At 72.4% G+C, this 12,714-nt stretch carries 13 protein-coding genes; 5 read left to right on the top strand and 8 right to left on the bottom strand.

Annotated elements, in window-relative coordinates:
• Nucleotides 1-83: 83 nt before the first annotated feature.
• Nucleotides 84-1,037 carry a sterol desaturase family protein gene (locus tag ACIQNU_RS38280; protein ID WP_401375606.1) on the bottom strand — a complete coding sequence of 318 codons (954 nt, stop codon included), beginning with the start codon at nt 1,035-1,037 and terminating at the stop codon, nt 84-86.
• Nucleotides 1,038-1,428: 391 nt separating this feature from the next.
• On the opposite strand from ACIQNU_RS38280, the gene ACIQNU_RS38275 reads away from it, so the two are divergent.
• Nucleotides 1,429-2,340 carry a HipA family kinase gene (locus ACIQNU_RS38275; protein ID WP_401375730.1) on the top strand — a complete coding sequence of 304 codons (912 nt, stop codon included), beginning with the start codon at nt 1,429-1,431 and terminating at the stop codon, nt 2,338-2,340.
• Between the two features lie 42 nt (nt 2,341-2,382).
• Nucleotides 2,383-2,712 carry a SelT/SelW/SelH family protein gene (locus ACIQNU_RS38270; RefSeq protein WP_401375603.1) on the top strand — a complete coding sequence of 110 codons (330 nt, stop codon included), beginning with the start codon at nt 2,383-2,385 and terminating at the stop codon, nt 2,710-2,712.
• Between the two features lie 48 nt (nt 2,713-2,760).
• Here the strand turns inward: ACIQNU_RS38270 and ACIQNU_RS38265 are convergent, their stop codons facing one another.
• The 5 genes from ACIQNU_RS38265 to ACIQNU_RS38245 all read right to left on the bottom strand — a co-directional run bounded on the left by ACIQNU_RS38265 (nt 2,761) and on the right by ACIQNU_RS38245 (nt 8,202).
• The gene (locus tag ACIQNU_RS38265) at nt 2,761-3,651 is read right to left on the bottom strand and encodes a class I SAM-dependent methyltransferase (RefSeq protein WP_401375600.1); all 891 of its coding nucleotides are present in this window, start codon (nt 3,649-3,651) and stop codon (nt 2,761-2,763) included.
• Nucleotides 3,644-5,932, bottom strand: coding sequence for a protein translocase subunit SecD (gene secD / locus ACIQNU_RS38260; protein WP_401375597.1), 2,289 nt, complete (start codon nt 5,930-5,932; stop codon nt 3,644-3,646). The genes ACIQNU_RS38265 and secD overlap by 8 nt, the downstream gene beginning before the upstream one ends.
• Before the next feature lie 64 nt (nt 5,933-5,996).
• Nucleotides 5,997-6,401 carry a hypothetical protein gene (locus ACIQNU_RS38255; protein WP_401375595.1) on the bottom strand — a complete coding sequence of 135 codons (405 nt, stop codon included), beginning with the start codon at nt 6,399-6,401 and terminating at the stop codon, nt 5,997-5,999.
• Nucleotides 6,402-6,514: 113 nt separating this feature from the next.
• On the bottom strand, nt 6,515-7,192 hold the full coding sequence (locus ACIQNU_RS38250) for a response regulator (protein ID WP_401375592.1): 678 nt from the start codon (nt 7,190-7,192) through the stop codon (nt 6,515-6,517).
• 2 nt (nt 7,193-7,194) lie between these two features.
• Nucleotides 7,195-8,202, bottom strand: a complete 1,008-nt coding sequence (locus ACIQNU_RS38245; protein ID WP_401375589.1) for a HAMP domain-containing sensor histidine kinase — start codon at nt 8,200-8,202, stop codon at nt 7,195-7,197.
• A gap of 266 nt (nt 8,203-8,468) precedes the next feature.
• On the opposite strand from ACIQNU_RS38245, the gene ACIQNU_RS38240 reads away from it, so the two are divergent.
• A complete protein-coding gene (locus tag ACIQNU_RS38240) occupies nt 8,469-8,861 on the top strand; it encodes a TraR/DksA family transcriptional regulator (RefSeq protein ID WP_401375586.1) in 393 nt (130 codons plus the stop codon).
• Nucleotides 8,858-9,622 (top strand): rod shape-determining protein, encoded by a 765-nt coding sequence (locus tag ACIQNU_RS38235; protein WP_401375583.1) that lies wholly within the window; start codon nt 8,858-8,860, stop codon nt 9,620-9,622. The genes ACIQNU_RS38240 and ACIQNU_RS38235 overlap by 4 nt, the downstream gene beginning before the upstream one ends.
• Here ACIQNU_RS38235 and aceB read toward each other — a convergent pair.
• Complete coding sequence (aceB, locus tag ACIQNU_RS38230) at nt 9,619-11,250, bottom strand: malate synthase A (protein ID WP_401375581.1); 1,632 nt, start codon at nt 11,248-11,250, stop codon at nt 9,619-9,621. The genes ACIQNU_RS38235 and aceB overlap by 4 nt on opposite strands.
• A gap of 150 nt (nt 11,251-11,400) precedes the next feature.
• A complete protein-coding gene (locus tag ACIQNU_RS38225; RefSeq protein WP_401375579.1) occupies nt 11,401-12,021 on the bottom strand; it encodes an NTP transferase domain-containing protein in 621 nt (206 codons plus the stop codon).
• Between the two features lie 268 nt (nt 12,022-12,289).
• Here ACIQNU_RS38225 and ACIQNU_RS38220 point away from each other — a divergent pair, with 268 nt between their 5' ends.
• On the top strand, nt 12,290-12,577 hold the full coding sequence (locus tag ACIQNU_RS38220; protein WP_401375727.1) for a DUF5955 family protein: 288 nt from the start codon (nt 12,290-12,292) through the stop codon (nt 12,575-12,577).
• Nucleotides 12,578-12,714 lie beyond the last annotated feature (137 nt).

Here is a 12,714-nt window from a genome sequence, read left to right as displayed (position 1 = left end):
GCACACTCCTCAAGTGGTGGCGCTGCCATGAGGGCAGCGCACAGTCAGCGGTGCCGGACTCCGGGGCCGGGTCCGGGTCATGATCAGGAGGACTCGGCGCCGGGTCTCTTCGTACGGCTCGTACGCCTGGTGCGGCTGGTACGGCTCGTGCGGTTCGTGCGGCGCCATGGGTGGAGCAGGCTTGCGAGGATCTCGCCGGTCCCGGGGAACGACGTGGCGTCGCTGAGACCGACCGCGGCCGGTTCACGGCCGGGCCGCCAGGTGAAGCTGCCGAACAGGTGGTCCCAGCAGGAGAGGTCGGACCCGTAGTGGCCCGCCTCGGACACATCCGTGCTGTGGTGCAGGCGGTGCTGCTCGGGGCTCGCCAGGACGTGGTTGAGCGGGCCGATCCGGACATCGATGTTGGCGTGGGCGAAATAGCCCTGGGTCACGACGAAGAGCCCCGTGGTGAGCACGGCCTCGCCGGAGAACCCCACGAGCGCCAGGGTGAGTTGGACGACGCCCTGCGCGAGGACGATGTCGAGGACGTGGTTCACGCCGTTGTTGGCGACGTTGACCTTCTGCGGCACGTGGTGCACACCGTGCAGCCGCCACAGCAGCGGATTGGTGTGTTCCAGCCGGTGCACCAGGTAGCTCGCCAGCGAACCGATCAGCAGGGCGAGAGGGATCTCGGCCCAGAGCGGGAGAGCGGGTTCGGCGGGCGACAGCGCGGTCACCGCAGTCGCCACCAGCAACTGCGCCAGCGCGCCGCCGGCCATCGTCAGGAGGAAGTACACGCCGTACCACCGCCACTCCGACGCGCTGGGATGCCAGTCGCGCTGGTACGGAATCAGCCGCTCCAGCGTGGTCAGATAGAGCAGCGTTCCCATCAGGAAAAGCGGGTTCACACGGCCCGGATCCCATTCCTGCATCAGCGAAATCGCGGCCACCAGAATGGTGAGCAGGAGAAGCAGGGGATAGGCGAGACTGCGGAGAAGTTTTTGGTGAATCGGTCGGTGTAATTCGGTGTTCTCGTCTTTTTCGCGCACCCGTGGCATCTCCGTAGGAATGCTGTGCCGGTCCCATGGGCTGCGCCGTTGCAGCGGTCGGATCCGTCGGTGGGATACAGGAGCCGCACAAGGGTCGCGCTGTGAAGAGCCGCGACGATGCGGATGTCGGATTTCGGTCACATCGCGCAGGAATGGCGCAAAGAATTCGAATGTTCACCGAGTGGGCATTCTCCCCCGAGCGTCATACCTCACGTCTCCGCCATTGAACAGGAAATGCTCGGCGGGGTGGAATGGGGAAAAGGAATATGTCGCCTGTGTGGGTGACTTAATATTCTTATCGCTCCGCATTCGGTCGGCGCCGTCGTCCCCGGGGGGCACGCCTGGTTAGCATGGTCAGTTCATGCGGATCGACGGACCGCTGGGCCACAGGGAGACGAGGATGCTGAGAGAGGTCACGGCGACCCGCTATGTCGAAGCGCTGCGGACCGGCGGCTCCGTGCCCGGAGTCGTCGAGGCCGACGACCTCGGGACCTACGTCGTCAAGTTCACCGGCTCCGCCCAGGGGCGCCGGGCCCTGGTCGCCGAGGTGATCGTCGGGGAACTCGCCCGCCGGCTCGGCCTGCGCGTGCCGGAGCTGGTGCGGGCCCACTTCGATCCCGCGGTCGCCCGGGACGAGCCGCACCAGGAGGTACGGGACCTGCTCGACGCCAGCGCCGGGCTCAACCTCGGCATGGACTTCCTGCCGGGCGCTGTCGACTTCACCCCGCACGCGCTGGACGTCGACCCGCTGGAGGCCGGGCGGATCGTGTGGCTGGACGCGCTCACCGCCAATGTCGACCGGACCGTGCACAGCTCCAACCTGCTGATCTGGCCAAGCTTCGGCACCCGTGAGCCGAAGCTCTGGCTCATCGACCACGGCGCGGCCCTCGTCTTCCACCACCGCTGGGAGACGGCCGCCGCCTCCGTCGACAAGGTCTACGACTTCCGCCGGCACGCGCTGGGCGGACAGGCGCCGGACACCGTCGCCGCCGACGCCGACCTCGCGCCCCGTACCACCCGTGACCTGCTGCGTGAGGTCGTCGCGCTGGTCCCCGACGAGTGGCTGGCCGACGAGCCCGGATTCGCCGGACCCGACGAGGTCCGCGACGCCTACGTCACCTATCTCGCCGCCCGCGCCGAGGCGTCCGCGGTCTGGCTGCCCACAGACTTCCCCGGCCGCGAACAGCTCGCGGCCGAGGACGCCCACCGGGCCGCCGCGACCGAGGCGTCCCGCCCCGCCTGGCTCAAACGGGTCCCGGACCTGCACGGCAAACCCGCCGCCGAACAGGACTGGACCGCCCACCTCGGCTGACCCGTTCACCGAGCCGACCGCAGCGAAAGGCGGTGCCTCCTCATGGCGCCCGAACCCTCTGAGCCCACCGAACCCCCCGCACGTCCCGTACACCGCGTGCAGATCGAGTACTGCACCCAGTGCCGCTGGCTCCCCCGGGCCGCCTGGCTGGCCCAGGAACTCCTCACCACCTTCGAGACGGAGCTGACGGAACTCTCCCTGGCCCCCGGCACGGGCGGAGTCTTCGTGGTGCGGGTCGACGGCGAGGTGGTGTGGGACCGGCGCACTCAGGGGTTCCCGGAGCCGACGGCGGTGAAGCGGCTCGTACGGGACCGGGTGGCACCGGGCCGCAGCCTCGGGCACGCGGACCGGCCGGGGGAGAGCGGCGCATAGCGCCCGGCGTCCGGGGTTCGGGGTTTCGCGGGGACGCCCCGGCTGCCGTCAGACGGTCGCCACGAGCAGCTCTTCCCCGCTCGACGTGCCGAGACCGTCCGTACGGCCCGCGAAGTACCGCTCGTCGAGCACGGCCGCCGATACATGCCGTGCGTCCTTGAATCCGGCGTCGCGGGCGAGGGCCAGCATCTCCGAGGGCGCGAAGAAGCTGAGGAACGGTGTCCCGCTCGCCTGTGCCCCGCGCTGTGCGACGCGGAGTCCGGCGCGCTTGTCCTCGTCGAGCAGGTCCGGCGGTAGCTGGAACGTCATGGCAAGGGTGGAGCCCGGGGCGAGTGTGGCGAGTCGGCGCAGGGTGGCCGCGTTCGCCTCCTTGGTGAGGTACAGGGTGACGCCCGTGGAGGCCACGACGGCCGGCCGGTCCGCGTCGAATCCGGCGGCCTCCAGCTCGTCCCACCACGAGCCGCCCGCCTCGAAGTCGACGGGGACCAGGCGCAGCCGGTCCGGGACGCCGAAGCCGAGTTCGGTCAGGCGCCGGCGCTTCCAGGCCTGAGGGCCGGGCCGGTCGACCTCGAAGATCCGCAGCCGGGACGCGATGTCGGGCCTGCGCTGGGCGAAGGAGTCCAGACCGGCACCGAGGACGACGTACTGGCCGACGCCGCGGTCCGTCCGCTCCACGACCAGGTCCTCGATGAAGCGGGCCCGCGCCACGATCGACGCTCGGAACCAGCGGGTCGCGGCCGGGTCCATGTCCCCCCGGTCGCGCCAGTCGTCGCCGGGGTCGGCGAGCCGCAGACCGATCTCGTCCTCCAGGACATGCGGCGGCGGGTCGACCCGCACATGCAGAGCCCGCCACAGGGCCGTGCGTACCGCCGTACTGTCCGGCACTTCGGCCGCTTCGGCGGCGGAATGGTCCGGCCCTGTGGTGGGTTCGTCAGCCATGGCGCCAGCTTAGGTCGCCTTGTTCCTGCTCAGCTCGCCGTACGCGCAGGGCGCCGCGGGCCTCCAGTTCGACGGCCAGTGGCATCGCCGTGAACATCGACGACCAGGTGCCCACCACGATCCCGATGAGCAGCGCCAGCGCGAAGTCGGTGAGCGAATCGCCGCCCAGGGCGGCGAGCGCCGCCAGGATGAACAGGGCGCCCATCCCCGTGTTCACGGTCCTCGGCACGGTGTGCAGCACCGCCAGGTCGACGGTCCGGGCGAACGGCTGCTTCCTGCGGCCCGGCCACTCCTCCCGCAGCCGGTCGATCAGGACCACCGAGTCGTTCACCGAGTAGCCGATCACCGTGAGCAGCGCCGCGAGGAACACCCCGTCGACCGGTTTGCCGAGCCACGCGAACACCCCGGTGAGGATCACCGCGTCCTGCGCCATCGCGGCGACCGCCGCCGCGCCGAGCGCCCAGCGGAACCGCACCGCGAGGTACAGCAACTGACCGCCCACGGCCACCGCCAGGGCGATCACGGCACCCCGGCGCAGCTCGCTGCCCATGCTCGGGCCGATCCGCTCGTCCCGGATCTTCTCCGCGACCCCGCCGAGCGAGCCGACCGCCCGGTCCACCTTCGCCGCGTCGGCGTCGGACAACTGGTCGGTGCGTACGGTGAGATCACCGTTCCCCGACGTCTGGACGACGGCGCGCGGGAATCCGGCGTCGGCGAGCGCTCCCCGCGCCCGTTCCGCGTCCACGGGCTGCGCGGTCGCGTACTCGATGAGGCGCCCGCCCGTGAACTCGACCCCGAAGTTCAGGCCCCGTACCACGATGCCCGTCACGGCGAGCACCAGGACGGCGGCCGACACGGCGAGCCAGCGGCGCCCGTGGCGCATCGGCCGCAGGTCGCGGCGGGTGAGCCAGTCACGGACCCGGCCGCGGTGCGCGATCCCGGAGATACGGGGGCGGCGGCGGACCGGGCGGCGGGCCACCGCGTACTCGGCAAGGACGCGGGTGACGACGAGCGCGCTGAACATCGAGACGAGGACGCCGATGCCCAGCGTCACCCCGAAGCCGCGTACCGGCCCCGACGCCAGGAAGAACAGCAGTCCGGCCGCGATGAGCGTGGTGATGTTGGAGTCGGCGATGGCGCTGAACGCCTGCCGGAACCCGGACTTGAGCGCCGTACGCGGACTCCGGCCCGCGCGGGCCGCGTACTCCTCACGGGCCCGTTCGAAGACGAGGACGTTCGCGTCCACGGCCATGCCGATCGCGAGGACGAATCCGGCGAGGCCCGGCAGGGTCAGTGTGGCGCCGAGCGCGGCGAGGGTCGCGTAGGAGATGAGGCCGTAGCAGGCGAGCGCCACGGCGGCCAGGGCGCCCAGCAGCCGGTAGACGACGATGACGAACAGGGAGGTCAGGACCGTGCCGATGACTGCGGCCTGGGCGCTGGACCGGATGGCGTCGGCGCCGAGCGTGGGGCCGACGGTGCGTTGTTCGACGGTCTCGACGGGCATCGGGAGGGCGCCGCCGCTGATCAGCAGCGCCAGCTCCCTGGCCTCCTCCCGGTCGAAGTCCCCGGTGATCTGCGTGGCACCGCCGGTGATGCCCGTACGGCACGCCACCGACGGATCGACCTGCGGCGACGAGATGACCTTGTCGTCCAGGACGATCGCGATCCGCCGTGCGGGATCGCCCGCCGGCGCGCACGCGGCGTCGGCGGTCAGCCGCGTCCACAGGTCCTTGCCCGCGCCCTTCAGATCGAGGGCGACGAACCAGCCGAGGGCGCTCTGCTGGTCGAGCCGTGCCTCGGCGCCGCCGACGTCCGCGCCGGTGAGCGCGGCGGGACCGAGCCGCAGGGGCTGCCCCGAACCGTCGGGAAGCACCGGTTCGCGTGGGCTTTTCTGTTGGCGATCGGGGGCCGGGTCGCCGTCGGTGGCGGTTCCCAGGACGGGGTGGACGGTGAGCTGGGCCGTCCGGCCGAGGACGTCCGCGGCCTCCTCCGGGTCCTGGACGCCCGGCAGTTCGACGATGATCCTGCGCTCCCCCGACCGGGCGACGGTCGGTTCGGAGACGCCGAGGGCGTCGATACGGCGGCGCAGTACTTCGAGGGTGCGTTCGGTGGCTTCGGAGTCGGACGCGGCGGATTCCGGCGTGCCCCGGGTCTCCAGGACGATATGGGTGCCGCCGCGCAGATCGAGGCCGAGCCGGGCCGGGACGGTCAGGGTGATGTAGACGGACAGGGCGATGACGGCGAGGGCGAGAAACGCCCGCACCCGGGTGGCGCGTGCCAAAGGAGGTCTCCCACAGGCATACCGCGCCCGCGAAAGGGCACGGCGGATCGGCAGAGGGACGTCGTCAACTGCCTGAGCGGAGCGGCGGGGCGCGATCGGTGGGGCGGGCGAGGGGCCGGGTGTACGGGGTGATGTCCGCCGGGCGCCGGGTGTCCACGGCGCGCGCGGCACCGGGACCGGCCGGACCGGGCGCGACGAGCGCGCCGCCACCGGGTGCCGTGTGCCGTTCGGCGGGGGTTCCGTCGGGGGCGACTCGGGGTGGTGGGGCGCCGCACGGGGTGGTGCAGGGGGTGCTGTCGGCGTGGGTGACGGTGACGGATGCCGTCGTGTCGGCTGTCGGTGCCGTCGCCGTGACGGCGGATGCCGTGACGCTGGAGGGACTGACGGGGTGTGCCGGGCCGAAGTCGCCCAAGGCGCACAGGAGGACGGCGACGAGGGTGCCGAGGAGCGCGCGAGGGGCGGCAGGCATCTGCCGGGTCATACGGGCCCCCTCCGCTGTCGTCGTCAGTCTGCCCCACACCCGGACGCGCGGGCACCCCGGGTACCTGCGGGCACCTCGGGCACCTCGGGCGCCCGGACCGGTCAGGGTTCGATCAGCCCGACCCGTATCGCGTACCGCGTCAGCTCCAGGCGGTCCCGCAGGCCCAGCTTGTGCAGCAGGTTGGCCCGGTGCCGCTGCACGGTCTTGACGCTGATCACCAGGGTTCCCGCGATCTCCTTGGACGACTGGCCCTCGGCGACGAGTTTGAGTACCTCCTCCTCACGGGCCGTCAGCGCCGGGTCCCCGTCCGCGCCGCTCTCCTCGTCGCGCCGCCCGTGGTCCAGGTAGCTGCGGATCAGCGCGGTGACCGCCGCCGGGTACAGGAACGGCTCGCCGCGCATCGCCGCCCGGCAGGCCGCGACCAGATCACGGTCGGCGACGGACTTCAGGACGTACCCGGACGCGCCCGCCTTGAGGGCCTGGAAGAGGTACTGCTCGTTGTCGTACATCGTCAGCATCAGGATGCGCAGCGCGGGATGGCGGGCGGACAGTTCGCGCGCGGCCTGGAGGCCCGTCATCCGGGGCATGGCGATGTCGAGGACCGCGAGGTCCACCCCGCCGGCGCGGGCCAGCTCCACGGCCTCCGCGCCGTGCCCGGCCTCCGCGACGACCTGGAGCCCGGGTTCGCCGTCGAGGATGAGCCGTACGCCACGGCGGACCAGCGCGTGGTCGTCGGCGAGGAGGATCCGGATGGGGCCCGCCACGGGTGCTTCGGACACGGTCACACCTCCCGCTCGGCGCGCGTGTGCGGCTCCGCGCCGGTCACCGGTCGCGGCCCTCTCGGCACGGACAGCGTCACCCGGGTGCCGCCGCGCGGCCCGGACTCGATGTCGAGCGTCGCGCTGATGAGCAGCGCCCGCTCCCGCATGCCCCGGATACCGGCGCCCTCACGGATGGCGCCGATGCCGCGCCCGCCGACCCCGCGCCCGTCGTCGGTGATCCGCAGCTCCACCGTGTCGGGCGTGTGGCACAGGGCCAGTTCGACGCGTTCGGCGTCCGCGTGGCGTGCCGTGTTGGTCAGGCTCTCCTGCGCGACCCGGTACAGCACCAGCTCCCGTTCGTGGTCGAGGGGCGGCAGGTCCGGGTCGAAGCGGCGCCGTACCTCCAGGCCGGTGTGCGTGGCGAAGTCGCTGGTGAGCGAGGTCAGGGCGCTGATCAGACCGAGGTCCTCCAGGACGCCGGGGCGCAGCCGGTGGGCGAGCCTGCGTACCTCGTCCAGGCTTTCGCGGGTGATCTCCTGCGCCTGCCGCAGCTCGTCGCGCAGCGGGGCGGGTGCCTGGTCCGCCGCCCGCTTCAGGCCGAGCAGGACGGCGGTCAGGCTCTGGCCGACCTCGTCGTGGAGTTCCTGCGCGATCCGGCGCCGCTCGGACTCCTGCGCGGACAGGGCGCGGGCGGTGCTCGTGGCGCGCTCGGCCTCCAGCCGGTCGAGCATGGCGTTGAAGGTACGGATGAGCTGGATGAAGCCGCCGTGTCCCGGCACCGGCAACCGCTGTCCCGGGCGCAGCAGATCGACCCGTGTCATCAGCCGGGTGAGCCGGCCGACGGGGGCGAGGCCGACGCGCAGCAGGGCCGCGTTGGCGACCAGCATCACGGCGAGCCCGCCGAGCAGCATGGTCGCCTCGGTGAGCAGCACCGGTACCGAGACCGTCACCGGCCCCCACAGCAGCAGCGCCGTGGCCGCGCCGAGCACCAGGGCGTTGAGTCCGAAGATCCGCCAGAACAGAGACACAGTGCCCAGCTTGCCGGGCCCGTGCGTCCCGGTCGATGGGGGTCAGCAGCCATTTGCACGGTTCCCGGAACCCCTCCCTCCGGTCGCGTACACCACGGGAACACGCCACGTACACCATCGAAACCCCCGGCTATGGGCTCGCGGACCGATGGTCCGGGCGCGGCGCGGCGGTCAGGGTGGAGAGAGTGCCCCCGTCCCCGGCGGACGGCCGTGGCCCCCAGCCTCCTGGGGCCACGGCCGTCCGCCCTCGTGGAAGGACTCGTCCGATGCCACTCGACCCGGCCGACACCGCCCCCGGTCCCCACCGCCCCACCGCGACCGAGATCCGCCGCCGCCTCACGCACGAGCGCGACTCACGGCTCGCGCAGCTCAAGGCGATGGAGGAGAGCGGCGCCTTCGGGGCCGGAGGGGACGGCACCGACCCCTTCCTTGCCGCCCAGCGGGCATCCGTCGACCGGGTCCTGACGGACATCGACATCGCCTTCGACCACCTGGAACAGGGCCGGTACGGCAACTGCGAGGGCTGTACGCGGCCCATCCCCGAGGAGCGCCTGGAGATCCTGCCGTACGCGCGCCGCTGTGTCGGCTGCCGGCAGCGGGTCCCCGGTGGGTCCGGGGCGATCGGTGAGTCCGGGGCGATCGGGGGGTCCGGGCCGTGACGCCCTGGCGGGTCCGGCCGTCGCGCACCGGTGTCGCCCTCGACCTCGGCAGCGCCCGTACCCGGGCCTGGATGTCCGGCCGGGGTGTCGTCCTCGACGTGCCGACGGTGACGTTCGCCGACCGGACCGCCACCTATCCCGTACGGCGCGGGGTGGTCGTCGACCCGGAGGGCGCGGCGCTCATGCTGGAGCGGCTGCTGAGCCACCGTCTGCCCAGGTTCGGCCGTCCGCTGGTGGTGCTCACCCTGCCCGTGCCGTCCGGCGCCGCCCACCGGAGCGCCGCGCTCACGGCCCTTGAGGTGCTGCGGCCCCGCACGGTCCTGACCGTCCCCACCGCGCGCGCCGTCGCGCTCGGCGCGTGCGCGGACCTCACCCGGCCGCTGCTCGTCGTGGACGTCGGGGCGCACCTCACCGAGGTCGCGCTGCTCACCGAGGGCGCGGTGACCGACGCGTACCGGGCCACGCTCGGTACGAGCGACCTCGACGCCACCACGACGTACGACGACCTCATCGGCGCGGTGGCCGGAATGGTGACCGAGACGCTGCGCCGCGACCGGACCGTGCGCAGCGTCGAGGCGCTCGTGCGCGGGGTGCTGCTGTCGGGCGGCGGCGCCCTGCATCCGGACTTCGCGCCCGGCCTGGCGAAGGAGCTGAACGCCCCGGTCGACGCGGTGCCCGCGCCGGACACGGCCGCGCTGCGCGGCGCGGCCCGCGTCCTGACGTCGGCGCACCGCCACCCTTCGGCGCCCCGGTCTGCCTAGCCCGCCAGTTGCTCGTACGCCGGGAGCGTCAGGAAGTCCGCGTAGTCCTCGTCCAGCGCGACCTTCAGGAGGAGGTCGTGGGCCTGCTGCCAGCGGCCGGCAGCGAAGGCCTCCTCGCCGATGTCCGCGCGGATCGCGGCGAGTTCACCGTCGGCGATCCGCCGGGCCAGCTCGGGCGTCGCCCGCACGGTCTGCCCGTCGTGCTCGAACTCGACGCCCGCGTTGATCCACTGCCAGATCTGCGAGCGGGAGATCTCGGCGGTCGCCGCGTCCTCCATCAGGTGGAAGATGGCGACCGCGCCCAGCCCGCCCAGCCATGCCTCGATGTAACGGATGCCGACCTGCACGGCGTTGACGAGCCCCGCGTACGTGGGCCGCGCGTCCAGCGAGTCGACGGCGATCAGGTCGCCCGCCGCGACCGACACGTCCTCGCGGAGGCGGTCCTTCTGGTGCGGCCGGTCGCCGAGGACCGCGTCGAACGACGCCTTCGCGATCGGCACCAGGTCCGGGTGGGCGACCCAGGAGCCGTCGAAACCGTCCCCGGCCTCCCGGTCCTTGTCGTTCTTGACCTTCTCGAAGGCGACCTTGTTGACCTCGGGGTCGCGCCGCGACGGGATGAACGCGGCCATGCCGCCGATCGCGTGCGCCCCGCGCCGGTGGCAGGTGCGGACGAGGAGTTCGGTGTACGCGCGCATGAACGGGGCCGTCATCGTGATCGCGTTGCGGTCCGGCAGGACGAACTTGGGGCCGCCGTCACGGAAGTTCTTGACGATCGAGAAGAGGTAGTCCCAGCGCCCCGCGTTCAGCCCCGACGCGTGCTCGCGCAGTTCGTAGAGGATCTCGTCCATCTCGTACGCGGCGGTGATCGTCTCGATGAGGACGGTCGCGCGGACCGTGCCCTGCGGGATGCCCACGTAGTCCTGCGCGAAGACGAACACGTCGTTCCAGAGGCGGGCCTCCAGGTGCGACTCCGTCTTCGGGAGGTAGAAGTAGGGGCCCTTGCCGAGGTCGATCAGGCGCTGCGCGTTGTGGAAGAAGTAGAGCCCGAAGTCGACCAGGGCGCCGGGCACCGGACGCCCTTCGACCTGGAGGTGGCGCTCGTCCAGGTGCCAGCCGCGCGGACGCGTCACGACGGTCGCCAGCTCCGCCGCGGGCCTGAGCGCGTACGACTTGCCGGTGCGCTCGTCCGTGAAGTCGATGCGGCGCTCGTAGGCGTCGATCAGGTTGAGCTGGCCCGTGACCACGTTCTCCCAGGTCGGCGCCGACGCGTCCTCGAAGTCCGCGAGCCACACCTTGGCGCCGGAGTTGAGGGCGTTGATCGTCATCTTCCGGTCGGTGGGCCCGGTGATCTCCACCCGCCGGTCGTCCAGGGCGGCCGGCGCGGGCGCGACCCGCCAGGAGGCGTCGTCGCGGATGTGCGCGGTCCCGGGGAGGAAGTCGAGCGTGGACGTACGGGCGATCTCGGCGCGCTTCTCGGCGCGGCGGGCGAGGAGTTCGTCACGCCGGGGCGTGAACCTCCGGTGCAGCTCGGCCACGAAGGTGAGGGCCGCATCGGTGAGGACCTCGTCCTGCCGGGGCAGGGTCTCCGCGTCGACGAGGGCCGCCGGGGACGGCGCGGGTGCGGACATGTGCTGTCACTTCCTTCAGTGAACCGGTGAACGTGCGAACTTCACACCACGAAAATGGATAGTAGTTTCCTCATGGTGGAAGTACAAGGAGTGTTGATGTCGAGAATCTTCCCCTCGACAGACCGTGGCCCTCCGTGCCACCCCTCCCCGTTACTCCAGCCGCGCCAGATCCGCCACGGTGTCGATGTCGTACGCCTCGGCGACATCCCCGCACTCGACCGCCGTCAACTCGCCCTCGTGCGCCGCGAGATACGCGCGCGCCCCCCGGTCGCCGACCGCCGAGGCCGCGATGTCCGCCCACCGGTCCGCGCCGAACAGCACGGGATGCCCCCGCTCACCCCCGTACACGGCGGCGGCCAGCGCGCGCGGCGAGGTGCCGGCGGCCCGGACCCGCGCCACCGCCGTCGGACCGATCCCCGGCTGGTCGACCAGCGCGACCAGCGCGGCAGCCGCCCCGGTGCCCGCGAGCGAGGCGAGACCCGCGCGCAGCGACGAGCCCATGCCCTCCTCCCACGCCGGGTTGTCCACCAGGACGCAGCCGGGCAGCGACGCCGCTTCGCGTACCGCGCCCGCGCCCGCCCCCAGCACCACATGGACCCGGGCGCAGCCGCCCTCGCGCAGCACGCGCACCGCGTGTTCCACGAGCGGGCGTCCCCGGTAGGGCAGCAGCGCCTTGGGGCGCCCGCCCAGGCGCCGGCCGCCGCCCGCCGCCAGCAGCAGTCCGGCCACTTCGGCGCCGGGCGGCGGCCCGGTCGGTTCGTTCGTCTCCATGTCCTCCTGCATACCTCAGCCGGGCCCGTTGTCACCGGGTGCCAGGCGCTTCGCGCGCGGTGAATCGAGTACGTGACGGACGCCTCGGACGGGTGCCTTCGCAAATCGGTCGACGGAGTGGCGGTCGCCGCGCCGAGGGCGTTTACTGACCCGCGTCCCCGGCGCCCGACCAGCGCTCGCGGGGGCGTGCATGGGGTCCGATTCGGGTGCGGCGCACGACGGAGTGCGCGGGGGGAGAGCTGTGTTGCGGAGCGTGGGACAGAAAGCGGTGGCCGACAGCGACGAGGATCCACGGGTCGCGGTACTGCGCGTCGCCGTGGTCCGGTTGCACCGGGCGCTCGCGGCCCATCCGGTCGAGTTCCCGGACCGGGGCATCGCCGAGGAGGAACTCGCCGCACTCGCCGCCATGGCCTCCGGCGGCATCCCCGAGACACCCCGGCTGCGCCGGTCCCTGCTGCTGATCGCCGGGTCCATCGGCTCCGTGAGCGCGCTCTCCGGACCTCTCGCGGAGGTACGGAGCGCCGTCGAACTGTTCGGCGGGCCACCCGCCCGCTGACCCCCCGCCGACCGGTCCACATCCTGGACACTGCCCCTCACATAGGGTCCAACTTCCTCGAATTGGCCCTGCCGCCCCACGGTGTGGCGGCGAGACGCTGAGCACCCGGGCCGCTTTGGCCCTGAGGCGTCGACGAG

The sequence above is a fragment of the Streptomyces sp. NPDC091292 genome, from assembly GCF_044757265.1.
Lineage (GTDB): Bacteria > Actinomycetota > Actinomycetes > Streptomycetales > Streptomycetaceae > Streptomyces.
This window is presented reverse-complemented; position numbering and strand designations above follow the sequence as displayed.